This window comes from Candidatus Allofournierella merdipullorum (assembly GCF_048426865.1).
Taxonomy (GTDB): Bacteria; Bacillota; Clostridia; order Oscillospirales; family Ruminococcaceae; genus Allofournierella_A; species Allofournierella_A merdipullorum.
The window spans coordinates 38,172-53,423 of sequence record NZ_DBFNWJ010000004.1 but is presented as its reverse complement, the minus strand read 5'-3'; the positions used below and the strand labels follow the sequence as shown (position 1 = coordinate 53,423).

The following is a 15,252-nucleotide window of genomic DNA, read 5'->3' as shown; positions in this document are numbered from 1 at the left end:
GAGCACCCGGACTCAACGGCTCAAATGCCCTGTAGGCCCGGGCGGCACCCGCCGTTATACGGGCGCGGTTCGCAGAAATGCCGACCGTACAAGAGGCCGCCTTTTCGGGCGGCAATGAGAGTGGTACCGCGGGTGCTTTTCAAAAATTTGTCTGAAAGCCCTCGTCTCTCAAAGCAATGCTTTGAGGGACGGGGGCTTTTTTCGTTCTTCAAAGCAGACAGAAGGAGGAACTGTTGCAATGATGGACGTGACCAAGTACAGCGTGGGCTATTACAATCCCCCCAAGTGCGAATACCGCTGGGTGCACAAGGACCACATCGAGAAGGCGCCTGCCTGGTGCAGCGTGGACCTGCGGGACGGCAACCAGAGCCTGATCGTGCCCATGAGCCTGGAAGAAAAGCTGGAGTTCTTCGACCTGCTGGTCAAAATCGGTTTTAAAGAAATCGAAGTGGGCTTCCCCGCCGCCAGCGAGACGGAATACGAGTTCCTGCGCACCCTCATCGAGCAGAACCGAATTCCCGCCGACGTGACAGTGCAGGTGCTGACCCAGTGCCGCGACCACATCATCCGCAAGACCTTCGATGCGGTGAAGGGCGCGCCCAGCGCGGTCATCCACTTCTACAACTCCACCAGCGTGGCCCAGCGGGAGCATGTGTTCAAGAAGTCGAAGGACGAGATCAAAAAAATCGCCACCGACGGCGCGGCGCTGGTGAAAAAACTGGCCGAGGAATACGAGGGCAACTTCCGCTTTGAATACAGCCCCGAGAGCTTCACCGGCACCGAGCCGGAGTACGCCCTGGAAGTTTGCAACGCGGTGCTGGACATCATGCAGCCCACCCCGGATAAGCCCATGATCATCAATCTGCCGGTGACGGTGGCCATGAGCATGAGCCACATCTACGCAAACCAGATCGAGTACATGAGCGACAATCTGAAATACCGCGACAGCGTTGTGCTGAGCCTGCACCCCCACAACGACCGGGGCTGCGGCGTGGCCGACACCGAACTGGCCCTGCTGGCAGGCGCGGACCGGGTGGAAGGCACCCTGTTCGGCAACGGCGAGCGCACCGGCAACGTGGACATCATCACCCTGGCCATGAACATGTACACCCACGGCGTTGACCCCCATCTGGACTTCTCCGACATGCCCGCCATCGTGGAGCTCTACGAGCGGGTGACCCGGATGCACGTCTACGAGCGAACCCCCTACGCCGGCGCGCTGGTGTTCGCCGCCTTCTCCGGCAGCCATCAGGACGCCATCGCTAAGGGTCTGACCTGGCGCAAAGAAAAGAACCTCCACGAGTGGACGGTGCCCTACATCCCCCTGGACCCCACCGACATCGGCCGCCGCTACGAGGCGGACGTCATCCGCATCAACAGCCAGAGCGGCAAGGGCGGCATCGGCTATCTGCTGGCCCAGGACCACGGCTACGACCTGCCCCCCAAGATGCGGGAGCACTTCGGCTACACCGTCAAGGGCGTTTCCGACCACGCCCACAAGGAGCTTTCCAGCGCCGAGGTGCTGGACATCTTCGAAAAGACCTATCTCAACAAGACCAGTCCTTTGAACATCGCCGAGGCTCACTTCATCCAGAAGAGCGGCATCTTCGCCGTTGTCACCCTGGAGGAAGGCGGCAAGGTACGGGAAGCCTCCGCCCAGGGCAACGGCCGTCTGGACGCGGTGTGCAACGCCGTCAAGGCCGCCACCGGCCTTGACTTCACCATCAGCACCTACTCCGAACACAGCCTGGAGCACGGCTCCACCAGCCAGGCCGCCAGCTATGTGGGCCTTGTTTGGGGCGACGGCTCCACCACCTGGGGCGCAGGCACCGACACCGACATCATCCGCGCCGGCATCAAGGCGCTGGTGAGCGCCGTCAACAACAAGTGACGCAAGCAATATAGAGGAGGGAAAGACCATGGGAATGACCATGACCCAGAAAATCCTGACCGCCCACGCGGGACTGCCCGAGGTAAAAGCCGGCCAGCTCATCAACGCCAGACTGGACCAGGTGCTGGGCAACGACATCACCACCCCGGTGGCCATCAACGAGTTCGAAAAGGCGGGCTTTACCGGCGTGTTCGACAACGCCCGCATCAACATCGTACTGGACCACTTCGTGCCCAACAAGGACATCAAGAGCGCCCAGCAGTCGAAACAGTGCCGGGAGTTCGCCTCGAAGTACGACATCATCAACTTCTTCGATGTGGGCAAGATGGGCATTGAGCACGCGCTGCTGCCCGAGCAGGGCATCGTGACCGCCGGCGACTGCATCATCGGCGCCGACAGCCACACCTGCACCTACGGCGCGGTGGGGGCTTTCTCCACCGGCGTGGGCAGCACCGACATGGCCGCGGGCATGGCCACCGGCATGGCCTGGTTCAAGGTGCCCGCCGCCATCCGCTTTGACCTCACCGGCAAGCTGGGCCCCCGGGTGAGCGGCAAGGACGTCATCCTGCACATCATCGGCATGATCGGCGTGGACGGTGCGCTCTACAAGAGCATGGAGTTCACCGGCCCGGGTGTGGCCACCCTCTCCATGGACGACCGCCTGTGCATCTGCAACATGGCCATCGAGGCGGGCGCGAAGAACGGCATCTTCCCGGTGGACGAGGTCACCGTGGCCTACCTCACCGGCCGCAGCCGCCGGGCGTGGACGGTGTACGAGGCCGACCCGGACGCGGAGTACGAAAAGACCATCCACATCGACCTTTCGACCATCGAGCCCACCGTCTCCTGGCCCCACCTGCCGGAGAACACCCACACCGCCAAGGAGAGCGAGGGCGTTGCCATCAACCAGGTGGTCATCGGCAGCTGCACCAACGGCCGCCTGGAGGACATGGAGGCCGCCTACGAGATTTTGAAGGGCAAGACCATCGCGCCGGGCGTGCGGGGCATCATCATCCCCGGCACCATGGCGGTGTACAAGGCCTGTTTACAGAACGGCTGGCTGGAGGCCTTCATCGACGCGGGGTGCATCGTGTCCACCCCCACCTGCGGGCCCTGCCTCGGCGGCTACATGGGCATTCTGGCGGAAGGCGAACGGTGCATCTCCACCACCAACCGCAACTTTGTGGGCCGCATGGGCCATGTGAAGAGCGAAGTGTATCTGGCAAGCCCCGCCACCGCCGCCGCCAGCGCGCTGGCCGGGCACATTACCGACCCTCGGGAGGTGGAGTAAATGAACGCACAGGGAACTGTTTTTAAATACCCCGACAATGTGGACACCGACGTCATCATTCCCGCCCGCTATCTGAACAGCCAGGACGCGGCGGAGCTGGCCCGTCACTGCATGGAGGACATCGACCCGGACTTTGTGAACAAGGTCAAGCCCGGCGACATCATGGTGGGCGGCTGGAACTTCGGCTGCGGCTCCAGCCGGGAGCACGCGCCCCTGGTCATCAAGACCAGCGGCACCGCCTGCGTCATCGCCAAGAGCTTCGCCCGCATCTTCTACCGCAACGCCATCAACATCGGCCTGCCCATTCTGGAGTGCGAAGCGGCGGCCGAGGCCATCAACGCGGGGGACGAGGTGGCGGTGGACTTTGACACCGGCGTCATCACCGACGTGACCACCGGCGAGACTTTCCAGGCTCAGCCCTTCCCCGCCTTCATCCAGGACATCATCCGCGCCGGCGGGCTGATGAACAGCATCCGGCAGAAAGGGGCGCAGTGAAATGAACAAGACCATCGCGGTGATCCGGGGCGACGGCATCGGCCCGGAGATCGTAAACGAAGCCATCAAGGTGCTGGATAAGATCGCCGAAAAATACGGCCACACCTTCACCTACGACGACGTGGACATGGGCGGCGTTGCCATCGACAAGTGGGGCGACCCGCTGCCCCAGGCCATGCTGGACAAATGCCTTGCCGCCGACAGCGTGCTGCTGGGCGCGGTGGGTGGCCCCAAGTGGGAGGGCCTGCCCGGGCCCCAGCGCCCGGAAAAGGGCCTGCTTCGCCTGCGGGCGGGCATGGGCCTTTACTCGAACCTGCGCCCGGCCAAGCTGTGGCCCCAGCTGGCGGATGCCAGCCCCCTGAAGCCCTCCATCGTGGAAAAGGGCATCGACTTTTTGGTAGTGCGGGAGCTCATCAGCGGCATCTACTTCGGCGAACACAAGACGGTGGAGGAAAACGGCGAGAAGGTGGCCACCGACGTGATGCTCTATGCCGAGCACGAAATCGAGCGCATCGGCCGCATCGCCTTTGAGACCGCCATGAAGCGCCGCAAAAAGGTCACCTGCGTGGACAAGGCAAACGTCCTGGACACCAGCCGCCTGTGGCGGGCGGTGCTGCACCGCATCAAGGAGGAGTACCCGGAGGTGGAGTACGGCGAAATGTTCGTGGACAACGCCTCCATGCAGCTGGTGAAGGACCCCAGCCAGTTCGACGTCATCGTGACCGGCAATATGTTCGGCGACATCCTCTCGGACGAGGCCAGCATGCTCACCGGCACCATCGGCATGATTCCCTCCTCCAGCCTGGGGGACGGCACCCGGGGCATGTACGAGCCCATCCACGGCTCCGCCCCGGACATCGCCGGTCAGAACAAGGCGAACCCCATCGGCACCATCCTTTCCGCCGCCATGATGCTGAAGTACAGCTTCGGCATGGACGCGGAGGCCGCCGCCATCGAGGCCGCGGTGAACAAGGCGCTGAACGACGGCCTGCGCACCGCCGACATGATGGCCGAGGGCTGCACCCCCGCCAGCTGCTCGGAGATGGGCGACGCCATCGCCGCCCGGCTGTAAAACCCTTTAAAAATGCGCTTTGCCCCGGCCCGTCCTGCTGGACGGGCCGGGGCCTTTGTGCTATACTGTGGGTAGAATCGACCGGGAGGTATACCAGCCATGAAAAGACTGTCGGCTCTTGTCGTCTGCGCTCTGGCCGCCCTGCTGCTGGCCGGGTGCAGCGAGCGCACCTACACCGGCACCCTCACCGCTCCGGGCGACGGGGCCGCCCGCACCTTCACCCTGCAGGGGGATGGGGGCACGGTCTTTTCCGTCAAGGTGGCGGAAAACGTTCCGGTGGTAGCCTGGCCGGAGGGCACCGAACCCGGCGACCTCTATTCCGAAAACTGGCCCGCCCTGCGTCTTTCGGTGAAAGGGCGCACTTCCCTTTTCGGCGGCGAGCCTGTGGCTCTGGAGGCCAGCAGCGTGCAAATCGATGCGGCCCAGCAGCCGGAAGGGCTGACCCTTGCCGACGGTACTTCCCTGTCGGTCTGGCAGGCCAGCTTTGACCGGGAGTACTGCGCCCCGGACGGCACGGTGCTGCTGAAAGAGCGGCTGGGCAGCGAAGCCGCGGACACCATCGAGAGCGTGCCCGGCTTGGCCGAGGAAGCCAAAGAAAATATCCTCGGCTTTTATGATGCCCAGGGCATCCTCTACGACCTGCCCACCCAGCTGGAAAAGGCCCACGCCGCATACAAGGCAGAGGGCGAAGATTTTGAACTTTACACCCTGGGGCAGGAAGTGAACCTCTGCGCCCAAAACGACAGCACCCTCTGGTTCGTCACCAAGGTGACGCTGCCCCTGGGCGGACGGGTGGTCACCGAAGAACCCCTCTGCGCCGCCTTTGACAAGGCCACCGGGGAGGCGCTGGGGCCCGAAAACCTGTTCACCTGCACCGGCAACGAATTGGCCGCCGCCCTGCTGGACGCTGCCGGCATCACCGATGAGCCAAAACGCAGCGAACTGCTGGCGGCCTTTGATGAGAGCCGGGCGGTGTTCCGCGGCGAGGCGCTGGAGGTGTTCTTCCCGAAGGGCGCGGTGCCCGGCGAAGAAACCGCCCTCATCCTCGGCCTTGATTACACCGACGAAGTGAAAGCCCTGCTGCAGCCCCGGGCGCTGCCCCAAAGGGCAACGTGACAAAATCACGGTAAACGCGCCCCGTTTGGGGTATGCTATGAGCGTAAGGTAAACAAAGAGGCGGCAGACCCGCCGAAAGGAGATATAGACAATGAGCGTTGTGCATGTGGATTCCAAGAATTTTGAGGCCGAGGTGCTGCACAGCACCCAGCCGGTGCTGCTGGACTTCTGGGCCACCTGGTGCGGCCCCTGCCGGATGCTGGCCCCGGTTCTGGACGAAATTGCCGCCGAGAAGGCCGGTGAGGTGAAGGTCTGCAAGCTGGACATTGACCAGAGCCCCGAGCTGGCCACCCAGTACGGCGTGATGAGCATTCCCACCCTGATGGTCTTCAAGAGCGGCCAGGTGGTGAACAAGAGCGTGGGCCTGGTGCCCAAGACCGCGGTGGAAAAGCTGCTGGGCTGAGCCGCAAAATCCCAAAGCAGAACAAAACTCCCCCGGCGGGCCCGCCGGGGGAGTTTTCTGTTGCGCAAAATTCAGCCCTTTGCCGCCTGGCGAAACAGGCCGATGAGGGTCTCCACCTCGTTGACGTCACCGGTGTAGCTGAAAGAAAATCCCTCGTCCGTCCAAACGGCATAGGAACTGCCCTCAAAGGTGCAGCACTCCACCTGCACGCCGGTCATATCCCGTGTTTCCACCGTTTCGCCGCCGTAAATGCCGCTCACGTCCTCGCTGCCGTACTGCACGCGGTACAAGGAGCCGTCGGCGTATTCCACCTGCCCCATCACAGGGTAGCCCTGCACCACCAGCACTGAGAGGGCGGCGGTCTCCTTGTCCAGCACAGGGACGGGGAAATCCAGATATTCCTCCATCTCCTCCACGGTGTCCACAGTGATGATGGGGTTGGTCACTTCCACCGGCGCGGGGTCGGGCGTCAGCCCTTCATTGCCGCGGAGCAGCACAGCGGCGCTCACCGCCGCAACGCACAGGCAGGCGGCCACGGCTCCCCACCGTAGCCAGAGGGGTGCTTTGCGGCTCTTACGATATCCGGCTGCCTCCTCCACATAGCTGTCGTTCACTTCGCCCACAGCTTCCAGCAGTTTTTTCCCGTTCATACAAACACTCCTTCCCCGGCCAGACGCTCTTTGAGCTTCTGCCGCATGCGCGCAAGGCGCACCGTGACGTTCTTTTCCGAAAGGCCCACCCGGCCGGCGATTTCGCGGCAGCTGTCCGCAAACCAGTAGCGGCGGAGAAAGATGACCCGGTCCTCCCGGCTCAAGGTGTCGAGAAAGCGCTCGATGGACCGCGCCAGTTCATTCGTTTCCAGCGTCTGTACCGCCTCGTCCCCGCCGGCGAGGCATTCCTCCAGCTCCTCAAAGGCCACGCAACCGGCGGCACTGCGCCGGGCCGCGTGCTTTTTGTAATAGGCGTTCAGAGAAATATTGCGCACCACCCGGCACAGATAGGTCCGCAGCGGCGCGGGCCGTGCCGGCGGTATTGCACGCCAGAGGCCGAGGTAGGCGTCGTTCACGCATTCCTCCGCGTCCCGGCGGTCGTTCAGGATGTTGAGCGCAAGGCTGCGGCACAGCCCGCCGTAGGTTTCGTCCAGCGCCCGCAGCGCTTCTTCCGACCGCGCCCAGAAAAGCCCGACGATCTGCCCGTCTTCCATGATGTTTCACCGCCTCCTTTCGGTTTTCACCCGTTATACTACGGTTTTAAAGCCGGACGCTACACGTTTTTGAAAAAAATTATGCCTGCTCCAGATATTCTTCCAGGCACAGGCCCTGTTCGGTGATGGCGCGGGCGGCTTCCTGCCCCACATAGCGGTAGTGCCAGGGCTCGTTGGAGATGCCGGTGATGTCCACCTTGTCTGCCGGGTAGCGCTTGATGAAGCCGTATTCCCAGGCGTGTTCCAGCAGCCAGTCGTAAAGCTCGCGCCCGGTGCCCATGGTCTCGTCCGGGTTGATGTCCACCGCCAGGCCCAGCTCGTGCTCGCTGGTGCCCGGCTGGGCCACCCACTGGGCCGCCGCCTGACGGGCCAGAAGCTCGGGGTAGCCCTCCCGCCGGTAGGCTTCCATCTTATCCTCCATGATCTGCCGCTGTTCCTCGGTGGTACGCCAGCCGGAGGCCACCACCGGGTAAAGCCCCTCGGCCCGGGCCGCGTCGAACAGCTGCTGCAGCGCAGGCAGGATGCGTTCGTCCACCCGCTGGCCACCCTTCACCTCCACCGGCTGCACCTGCCAGTCTTCGGGCAGAGGGTGATCTGCGTTCACCAGTGTCAGCTCCCAGCTTTCAGCAGCGAGCGCGCCGGTCGGTGTACTGTTTGGCGCGCTGCTCACCGGGGGCGGTTCCAGCAGGGCCTGCACCCCTTCTGCGGCCCAGGCGGACAGCCGCCACACCCCTGCCAGCGCCAGCAAAAACGCCGCCAGAGCCAACAGCCGGCGGCCACGGCGCCGCCGGGCGCGGCGGGTAAAAATGCGCTGTGAGGTCTGATGGCCGGGGCGGCGGGCGCTCCCGGTGCGCAGATGCCGCCCCGTGGGCGGCCGCTTTATCCTTCGCCGCTGTTCCATTGTTTCTTTCCCTCCCGATACAAAAACCGCCCTTTCGCGGTACCCCCATTGTACCGGGAAAGGGCGGCGGCTGTTTTTCCATTTCGGGACGGAAAACGTAAGTTTTTATGTTCAAAACCTTACATTTTTATGACGCGGGCATTTCCACCGTGAAGATGACCCGGTTGTCGAAGCTTTCGGCGGAGATCTGCCCGCCGTGGCGGGTGACGATCTCCTTTGCGATGGCAAGGCCCAGCCCCCGCGCCGCCGCTGCGGGTGGCACGGGCGGAGTCCGCCCGGTAAAAGCGCTCGAACAGGCGGGCAAGAGCCTCCGGGGGAATGGTGCGGCCCCGGTTCTCCAGCCGGATGGTCACCTTTCCCTCCTGTTCCGCGAGGCTGAGAATCAGGGGGCTGCCCGGCTCGCTGTAGCTGATGGCGTTGCGGATGAGGTTATCCAGCACCCGCTCCATCTTGTTCGGGTCGCAGTTCAGCAGCACCTTCGGCGGCAGCTGAGCCTGCCATTCCAGACCCTTGTCCGCCATGAGGGGCTTAAATTCCCACATCATCTGCTCCAGCATGCGGCTGAGGTCCACCCGCTCCTTTTCCAGCTCGATGGCCGAGAGGTTGAACCGGGTGATCTCAAAGAACTCATTGATGAGGTCCTCGAGGCGCAGGGCCTTGTCCAGCGCGACGCCGGTGTAGCGGGCGCGCATTTCGGGGGAAAGGTCCGGCTCCTCCTGCAAGAGGGTCAGATAGCCCACCACGCTGGTGAGGGGCGTTTTCAGGTCATGGGCCAGATAGACGATAAGGTCGTTCTTGCGCTGCTCCGCCTCCCGGGCCACGTAGGCGCTGCGCAGGGCCTGCTCCCGGGCGAGGTTCAGTTCGTCCTCCGCCGCTTTCAGCGCGGCGGGCAGACGGATGGGTTCTTCGTCCGGATGGGCCAGCCGTTTTGCCGCCTGCAGCAGCGTTTCGGTGCTTTTGAGGGCCCGGCGCAAAAACCACCAGCCCACCAGAAACCACACCGCCAGCAGCCCGCAGGCGGCCACCAGCAGAAAATTATCCTTGGCCCAGCTGAACAGGGCGTAGTTGGGCTCCCAGCCCTGCCAGGTGCGGCTGTTTCCCGCCCACCAGGCCACCACAGCCAGCACGCCAAACGCCACGGCGGTGAAGAACATCGCCGTGAACATCTGAGCGATGAGCTGGCGGCCAAAGCCGCTTTCTCGTTTCTTATTCAACGGTATAACCCACCCCCCAGACAGTTTTTACATAGCGGGGCCTGCGGGGCGGTTCGCCCAGCTTTTCCCGCAGGCGGGCGATGTGGGCCATCACGGTGTTGCTGCTGTCCAGATACTTTTCGCCCCACACGGCGCTGAACAGCTCCTCGGAGGAGACCACCTTGCCCTGCTGCCGGCACAGATACCAGAGGATATTGAATTCGGTGGGAGTGAGGGACAGCTCCTTGCCGTTCAGGGTGCACTTGTGCCCTTCTTTGGAGATGCTCAGGCCCCGGATGTCCAGCCGGTCCGGCTCGCCGGTGCTGGCGGCGTCGTAGCGCAGATAGCGCCGCAGCTGGGTCTTGACCCGGGCCACCAGTTCCAGCGGGTTGAAGGGCTTGGTGATGTAGTCGTCCGCCCCGAGGGAGAGGCCGGTGATCTTGTCCATATCCTCCACCCGGGCGGTGAGCATCACGATGGGGAAAAGATGCTGCTGGCGGATGCGGCGGCAGAGAGAAAAACCGTCCATGTCCGGCAGCATCACGTCCAGAATGGCCAGGTCCGGCTTGTCCGCTTCAAGGCTGGCCAGCGCCTCGACGGCGGTGCCGCAGAGCTGTACCCGGTAGCCCTCGTTTTTGAGATACACCGCCACCAGGTCGGCGATCTCCTTTTCGTCGTCCACCACAAGGATGGTCTCGTTCATTCCGCATTCTCCTTCCCCAGCGGCTTTGCCATATACAGCACGTCCTCGTAGCTGCCGTCGGGAAATTTCATGTTCCGGGGCAGGGTGCCGCACACCTCAAACCCCAGCTTTTTGTAAAGGGCGATTGCACCGGTGTTGTGGGCGGCCACCTCCAGTTCCAGCTGTTCCAGACCCTTTTGACGGGCGATGGCGATGAGTTCTTCCAGCAGGGCGGTGCCGATGCCCTGCCCCGTGAATTTTTGATAGAGGGCCACTCCCAGCTGAGCCCGGTGGCGGTAGCGCGCCATGGAAAAGCCCATCAGCGAGGCGTTGCCGGCATGCTCGCCGTCCCAGAAGGCCAGCAGCATCAGGTTCACGGGAGACTCGTTCTGGCCGCAGATGAAGGTTTTTTCCTCCTCCGCGGTCATGGTGACTTCCTCCGGCCCGCGGGCCAGCCAGGGGGTCTCGCCGCAGGTGGTCTTGAGATAGGCAAGAAGCATTTCCGCGTCTTCTTCCGCCGCGCAGCGCAGGGTGAGCGTGTGGCCGTTCAGCGTGCGGGTGATGGGTTCCACAAGCATGGGGTCTTCCTCCTCTTTTTACATTTCGGCCCCGGCCTTTTACAGGCCGGGGCCGGGCATTTTTATTTTGCCTTGGGTGCGCCGGGCAGGTATTTCTCCCGCTGCACGCCTTTTTCCCGCAGCTTGCGGCGGGTGGCGGTGCGCAGCAGGCTGTAGGCCACCGAGCAGGCGGGGATCATCACCAGCATGCCCACCACGCCCATGGCGCTGCCGCCGATGGTGACGGCCATCAGCACCCAGATGCCGGGCAGACCCACCGAGTTGCCCACCACCTTGGGGTAGATGAGGTTGCCCTCGATCTGCTGGATGCAGAGGAACAGCACCACGAACCACACCGCCTGGATGGGGTTTTGCACCAGAATGAAGAACGCGCCCAAGAAACAGCCGATGAAGGCGCCGAACACCGGGATGAGGGCGGTGACGGCCACCAGAACGCTGATCAGAGTGACATACGGCATACGGCACAGCAGCATACCCACCGCGAACAGGCCGCCCAGGATGCAGGCTTCCAGGCACTGGCCGGAGAGGAATTTGGAGAAGGTGTGGTTGGTGAGCTGCGCCACCTCCACCACCTTATCCGCCCGCTGAGCGGGGCCCCAGGCGTAGAGCAGCATTTTCGCCTGCCGCGTCAGAGTCTCCTTGCACACCAGCAGGTACAGCGCGAAGATGAGGCCGATGAAGAAGTCTACAAACTGCATCACGATGCCGGTGGCGGCGGTGGCAGCGTTGCCCACCAGCGCAAAGCCGCCGTTCTTGAACCACTCCGCCACGGCGGAGACGGCACTCTGCCAGTCGGTGATGAACTCGGTGGAGATCCACTCCTCCAGCATGGGATACTGCACCATCAGATCCGCCAGCCATTTCTGGCAGTCGGTCCAGAAACCGGGCAGCTGGGCGCCGATGCTGGCAATGGTGCGGCCCAGCTGAGGCAGGATGAGCAGCAGCACCAGCGCCATCACGCCCACCACCGCCAGCAGCGTCAGGACCAGAGCCGCCGCACGGCGGCCCTTGACCAGTTTTTTGGGCAGCGCCTTTTCGATGGCCCGCATGGGCACGTTCAGAATAAAGGCCATGCTGCCGCCCAGCACAAAGGGAGACACAAGGCCCCACAGCCCGTTCAGGATGCCGCCCACACGGTCCAGATTCTGCAGGCCCCAATAGAGCACGATGCAGAAGCTGGCCATGAGCAGCAGCGTTCGGATGGTTTTTTTATCAAACTGCATAGTTGCAGGCCCTCACTTTTTGTTTTCTCGCCCCCGCCGGGGGCTTTCCCTTATTGTATCCTGCTTTGGGCCGATGCGCAAGCGGTGTTTTCAGCTTTCCAGCTCGCCCAGCAGCCAGTCGAGGCTTTGGCGGGTCAGGTCCAGCTGCTCCTGGGCCCGTTCCAGCTGGGCGCGCACCTCTTCGCAGTCCCCGCCGCCGATCTCCGACAGGCCGGTGACGCCCGCCTGCAGCGGCACCCAGTACTGCCCGCCCAGATAGTCAATTTTTGCCCACACCGCGCCGTTCCACTCGCCGTCGGTGACTTCCGGGGCGGGATAGCGTCCCACAGGCAGCGCGCCCGAAAAAGCCGCCGGGTCCGGCGCGTAATAATAGGACGCCCCGCTCTGATACACCACCAGCTCGGTGTTCGTGAGCGGCAGAGTGGCCGGGCCACGGTCGAAGCCGTTTTTGCCCGCCGCCTTGATGAGCGGCAGAAAATCCTTGTAACTGTAGTTCAGGTCCACGTTGCCGGAAATGCCGTTCACCCGCCCGGTGCTGGAATACTGCCACATGTCGTAGCTGCCCGGATACCCCACATAGCCCCGGTAGTCGGCGATCCACAAAGGATAGGCCGCCAGTTCGGCCATGTTCAGATAGTTCTGGGCAAAGTTCGTGTAGGTGTAAAACCCGGGGAACCAGCCCTTCTGGTCCAGAATGTCCATGGCAAAGCGCACCAGATTCGTCAATTCGGTGCGGCCAAGGCTTTGCAGACTGGAGGCCTCCACATCCACGAACACGGGATATTCCAGCCGCAGGCCCTCCAGCACCGGCAAAAGAGTCTCCAGCTCGTTGATGACCGCCGCCTCGGTGCGGGCGTAGGTATAGTAATAAACGCCCACCCGCATGCCCGCCTCATGGGCCCCGGCCACGTTCCGTTCAAAATAGGGGTCCACATAGACCCCGCCGCTGTTTGAGGATACCGCACGCACGATGGCGAACTGCTTGCCCGCCGCCACCTGCTGCCAGTCGATGACCCCCTGGTACCGGGACACGTCAATGCCCGTCTGGAAAATCTCCATAAAAAGCCCCCCTCTTCGCTATGGTATGCAAAGAGAGGGATGGTTCGTTCCTTTAAGTCACCAGGCCGCCGTTGACGCCCAGCACCTGGCCGGTGATGTAGCTTGCCCCGTCGCCGGCCAGAAAGACCAGCGCATCCGCCACCTGCTTCGGGGTGCCAAGAGCGCCCAGAGGCGTTTCCTCCGCCAGGGCCGCCTTGTCCTCGGCGGAGAAGGAGGACATCATATCGGTGTCGATGACGCCGGGAGCCACACAGTTGACGGTGACGCCGCTGGGGCCTTCTTCCTTCGCCAGCGCCTTGGTCAGGCCGATGAGGCCCGCTTTTGCGGCGGAATAGGCCACCTCGCAGCTGCCGCCCACCTGCCCCCACATGGAGCTGACGGTAAGGATGCGGCCCCATTTCTGGTGTATCATATGGGGCAGCGCCCGGCGGCAGCAGTAAAAGGCCCCGGAAAGGTGCACGTCCAGCATCCGCCGCCACTCCTCGTCGGTCACGTCGGTGAACAGCTGCTGGGCGGCGATGCCCGCGTTGCACACCAGCACGTCCACCCCGCCAAAGGCTTTTTCGGCGGCGGAGAACATCGCCTCCACCTGGGCGGGATCGGCCACGTCCGCCTGCACCGCCAGCGCCCGGCCCGGCCAGCGGGCGGCCAGGGCTTCGGCTTTTTCGTCGCTGTGCAGGTAGTTGATGACCACTTGATACCCCGCCTCGGCAAAGCTTTCGGCTGCGGCAGCTCCGATGCCCCGGGCCGCGCCGGTGATAAGTACCGTTTTCATCGCGCTTCCTCCCGTTTTTTGCGCAGGGCCGCAAAGAAATCCTTCAAAAGCTGGGCGCATTCTTCCGCCAGCAGGCCGCTCTCCACCTGGGGACGATGGTTGAAGGGCAGGGCGAACAGGTCGGTGAGGGAACCGCAGCAACCCGCCTTGGGGTCCGCCGCACCGTAGACCACCCGCTTGATGCGGCTGTTGATGATAGCGCCGCTGCACATGGGGCAGGGCTCCAGCGTCACGAACAGCTCGCACTGCCACAGACGCCAGCCGCCCAACGCTTTGCAGGCGGCGTCGATGGCCAGCAGCTCGGCGTGATGGGTGGCGTTTTTGCCGGTCTCCCGGGTGTTGTAGGCCATGGCCACCGGTTCGCCGTCCTTGGCCACCACCGCGCCCACCGGCACTTCGCCCAGGGCGGCGGCCTTTTTCGCCTGTTCAATGGCAAGGCGCATCAGTTGTTCGTCGGTCATGTTCATCCCCCAATGGTCTTGAATAGGCTCAGCACCACCAGCACTGCCAGCGCTGCCAGATAGCCGGGGCTGCGCAGAAGGCGCAGGCACTCTCTCCCCTGCCCCCGCAGGCGGCCCGCTCCGCGGCGGGGCAGCGCCCGCCAGGGCGCGAAGGCCAGGGCGGCCAGGGGCGGCAGGAACATCAGCAGATAGCAGATGATCTGGGGCGCGCCGTACTGCTGGCAATACTGCCCGGCAAAGGCCAGAGTGTTGTTGTAAAGATGGAAGGCCATGCCCGGCACAAGGCTGCCGGAGCAGGCCGCCGCAATTCCCAGCGCCGTGCCGCCGAACAGAGCGGCCGCCACCGCCGGCGCGCGCCCGTGAAGCAGCGCGAAGAGCAGTGCCTGCCCCGCCACGGCCACGACCGGGCCGAAGGGGCGAAGCCAGCCCTGCAAAAGGCCGCGGAAGAGCAGTTCCTCCCCCACGGCGGGCACAAGGCAGACCGCCAGCCAGGCCGCCGCCAGCGCAAGGCCGGAGGGGGGCAGATCCATCTGCCCGCTGCCCGAGCCGGTGAAGGCGCCGGCCAGCAGGTTGCCACCCATGATCAGCAGCCAGAAAAGCAGAAAGAGCGCCGCCCACTGCTCGGCGTTCATGCGCCGGGGCGCCGGGGCGGGCGTGCTGCCCGCAAGACGCAGCAAGACAAAGGGCGCGGCCAGGGACAGGGCGCTCACCAGCGCCTGCAGCAGAATGGCCGTCGCAAGGCCGGTGCCCGCCGGGTTGGCAAGGCTCGCCCCCGGCACACGCAGCGCCAGCAGGGCGTTCGCCAGGGCGGTGAGCACCGAGCGCGCCGCCAGATACCCCAGCGCGGCACAGCCGCAGGCCGCTCCCGCCCGCCGCAACGCGGCGGCGCGGGCCGCGCCCATGGGGAG

Annotated in this window: 17 protein-coding genes; 6 read left to right on the top strand and 11 right to left on the bottom strand. The window is 64.0% G+C overall.

Annotated features, from left to right (window positions below; all coding sequences use genetic code 11):
- Positions 1–238: 238 nt before the first annotated feature.
- From ACMNAY_RS00990 to trxA, 6 genes are all read left to right on the top strand, one after another.
- Complete coding sequence (locus ACMNAY_RS00990) at positions 239–1,891, top strand: 2-isopropylmalate synthase (RefSeq protein ID WP_418718044.1); 1,653 nt, start codon at positions 239–241, stop codon at positions 1,889–1,891.
- A 28-nt stretch (positions 1,892–1,919) separates the two neighbouring features.
- Entirely contained in the window at positions 1,920–3,182 is a 1,263-nt protein-coding gene (gene leuC / locus ACMNAY_RS00985) for a 3-isopropylmalate dehydratase large subunit (protein WP_418718043.1), read from the top strand.
- Positions 3,183–3,677, top strand: coding sequence for a 3-isopropylmalate dehydratase small subunit (gene leuD / locus ACMNAY_RS00980; RefSeq protein WP_394976055.1), 495 nt, complete (start codon positions 3,183–3,185; stop codon positions 3,675–3,677).
- A 1-nt stretch (position 3,678) separates the two neighbouring features.
- Positions 3,679–4,749 carry a 3-isopropylmalate dehydrogenase gene (leuB, locus tag ACMNAY_RS00975; RefSeq protein WP_418718042.1) on the top strand — a complete coding sequence of 357 codons (1,071 nt, stop codon included), beginning with the start codon at positions 3,679–3,681 and terminating at the stop codon, positions 4,747–4,749.
- Positions 4,750–4,848: 99 nt separating this feature from the next.
- Positions 4,849–5,865: a hypothetical protein gene (locus tag ACMNAY_RS00970; protein ID WP_418718041.1), complete on the top strand. Its 1,017-nt coding sequence runs from the start codon at positions 4,849–4,851 to the stop codon at positions 5,863–5,865.
- 91 nt (positions 5,866–5,956) lie between these two features.
- The gene (gene trxA / locus ACMNAY_RS00965) at positions 5,957–6,268 is read left to right on the top strand and encodes a thioredoxin (RefSeq protein WP_394976058.1); all 312 of its coding nucleotides are present in this window, start codon (positions 5,957–5,959) and stop codon (positions 6,266–6,268) included.
- A 71-nt stretch (positions 6,269–6,339) separates the two neighbouring features.
- On the opposite strand, the gene ACMNAY_RS00960 is transcribed toward trxA, so the two are convergent.
- From ACMNAY_RS00960 to ACMNAY_RS00910, 11 genes are all read right to left on the bottom strand, one after another.
- The gene (locus tag ACMNAY_RS00960; protein WP_418718040.1) at positions 6,340–6,918 is read right to left on the bottom strand and encodes a hypothetical protein; all 579 of its coding nucleotides are present in this window, start codon (positions 6,916–6,918) and stop codon (positions 6,340–6,342) included.
- Positions 6,915–7,472: an RNA polymerase sigma factor gene (locus tag ACMNAY_RS00955; protein WP_394977997.1), complete on the bottom strand. Its 558-nt coding sequence runs from the start codon at positions 7,470–7,472 to the stop codon at positions 6,915–6,917. Before ACMNAY_RS00955 ends, ACMNAY_RS00960 begins: the two co-directional genes overlap by 4 nt.
- Before the next feature lie 79 nt (positions 7,473–7,551).
- Positions 7,552–8,373 (bottom strand): M15 family metallopeptidase, encoded by an 822-nt coding sequence (locus tag ACMNAY_RS00950; protein ID WP_394977999.1) that lies wholly within the window; start codon positions 8,371–8,373, stop codon positions 7,552–7,554.
- Between the two features lie 119 nt (positions 8,374–8,492).
- Complete coding sequence (locus ACMNAY_RS00945) at positions 8,493–9,587, bottom strand: sensor histidine kinase (RefSeq protein WP_418718039.1); 1,095 nt, start codon at positions 9,585–9,587, stop codon at positions 8,493–8,495.
- Positions 9,580–10,269: a VanR-ABDEGLN family response regulator transcription factor gene (vanR, locus tag ACMNAY_RS00940; RefSeq protein WP_418718038.1), complete on the bottom strand. Its 690-nt coding sequence runs from the start codon at positions 10,267–10,269 to the stop codon at positions 9,580–9,582. The genes ACMNAY_RS00945 and vanR overlap by 8 nt, the downstream gene beginning before the upstream one ends.
- A complete protein-coding gene (locus tag ACMNAY_RS00935) occupies positions 10,266–10,826 on the bottom strand; it encodes an N-acetyltransferase family protein (protein ID WP_418718037.1) in 561 nt (186 codons plus the stop codon). The genes vanR and ACMNAY_RS00935 overlap by 4 nt, the downstream gene beginning before the upstream one ends.
- Before the next feature lie 62 nt (positions 10,827–10,888).
- Positions 10,889–12,049, bottom strand: coding sequence for an AI-2E family transporter (locus tag ACMNAY_RS00930; protein ID WP_418718036.1), 1,161 nt, complete (start codon positions 12,047–12,049; stop codon positions 10,889–10,891).
- A gap of 90 nt (positions 12,050–12,139) precedes the next feature.
- On the bottom strand, positions 12,140–13,108 hold the full coding sequence (locus ACMNAY_RS00925; protein ID WP_418718035.1) for a glycoside hydrolase family 25 protein: 969 nt from the start codon (positions 13,106–13,108) through the stop codon (positions 12,140–12,142).
- A gap of 52 nt (positions 13,109–13,160) precedes the next feature.
- Positions 13,161–13,883, bottom strand: coding sequence for an elongation factor P 5-aminopentanone reductase (gene ymfI / locus ACMNAY_RS00920; RefSeq protein WP_418718034.1), 723 nt, complete (start codon positions 13,881–13,883; stop codon positions 13,161–13,163).
- Positions 13,880–14,344 carry a nucleoside deaminase gene (locus ACMNAY_RS00915; protein WP_394978012.1) on the bottom strand — a complete coding sequence of 155 codons (465 nt, stop codon included), beginning with the start codon at positions 14,342–14,344 and terminating at the stop codon, positions 13,880–13,882. Before ACMNAY_RS00915 ends, ymfI begins: the two co-directional genes overlap by 4 nt.
- Positions 14,345–14,346: 2 nt before the next feature.
- Entirely contained in the window at positions 14,347–15,246 is a 900-nt protein-coding gene (locus tag ACMNAY_RS00910; protein WP_418718033.1) for a lysostaphin resistance A-like protein, read from the bottom strand.
- Positions 15,247–15,252 lie beyond the last annotated feature (6 nt).

Coding starts and splice junctions, on each gene's coding strand:
- ACMNAY_RS00930 (WP_418718036.1), bottom strand. CDS start 12,049: ATGCAGTTTGATAAAAAAACCATCCGAACGCTGCTGCTCATGGCCAGC.
- ACMNAY_RS00990 (WP_418718044.1), top strand. CDS start 239: ATGATGGACGTGACCAAGTACAGCGTGGGCTATTACAATCCCCCCAAG.
- trxA (WP_394976058.1), top strand. CDS start 5,957: ATGAGCGTTGTGCATGTGGATTCCAAGAATTTTGAGGCCGAGGTGCTG.
- ymfI (WP_418718034.1), bottom strand. CDS start 13,883: ATGAAAACGGTACTTATCACCGGCGCGGCCCGGGGCATCGGAGCTGCC.
- ACMNAY_RS00935 (WP_418718037.1), bottom strand. CDS start 10,826: ATGCTTGTGGAACCCATCACCCGCACGCTGAACGGCCACACGCTCACC.
- vanR (WP_418718038.1), bottom strand. CDS start 10,269: ATGAACGAGACCATCCTTGTGGTGGACGACGAAAAGGAGATCGCCGAC.
- ACMNAY_RS00925 (WP_418718035.1), bottom strand. CDS start 13,108: ATGGAGATTTTCCAGACGGGCATTGACGTGTCCCGGTACCAGGGGGTC.
- ACMNAY_RS00910 (WP_418718033.1), bottom strand. CDS start 15,246: ATGGGCGCGGCCCGCGCCGCCGCGTTGCGGCGGGCGGGAGCGGCCTGC.
- ACMNAY_RS00960 (WP_418718040.1), bottom strand. CDS start 6,918: ATGAACGGGAAAAAACTGCTGGAAGCTGTGGGCGAAGTGAACGACAGC.
- leuB (WP_418718042.1), top strand. CDS start 3,679: ATGAACAAGACCATCGCGGTGATCCGGGGCGACGGCATCGGCCCGGAG.
- ACMNAY_RS00955 (WP_394977997.1), bottom strand. CDS start 7,472: ATGGAAGACGGGCAGATCGTCGGGCTTTTCTGGGCGCGGTCGGAAGAA.
- leuD (WP_394976055.1), top strand. CDS start 3,183: ATGAACGCACAGGGAACTGTTTTTAAATACCCCGACAATGTGGACACC.
- leuC (WP_418718043.1), top strand. CDS start 1,920: ATGGGAATGACCATGACCCAGAAAATCCTGACCGCCCACGCGGGACTG.
- ACMNAY_RS00970 (WP_418718041.1), top strand. CDS start 4,849: ATGAAAAGACTGTCGGCTCTTGTCGTCTGCGCTCTGGCCGCCCTGCTG.
- ACMNAY_RS00950 (WP_394977999.1), bottom strand. CDS start 8,373: ATGGAACAGCGGCGAAGGATAAAGCGGCCGCCCACGGGGCGGCATCTG.
- ACMNAY_RS00915 (WP_394978012.1), bottom strand. CDS start 14,344: ATGACCGACGAACAACTGATGCGCCTTGCCATTGAACAGGCGAAAAAG.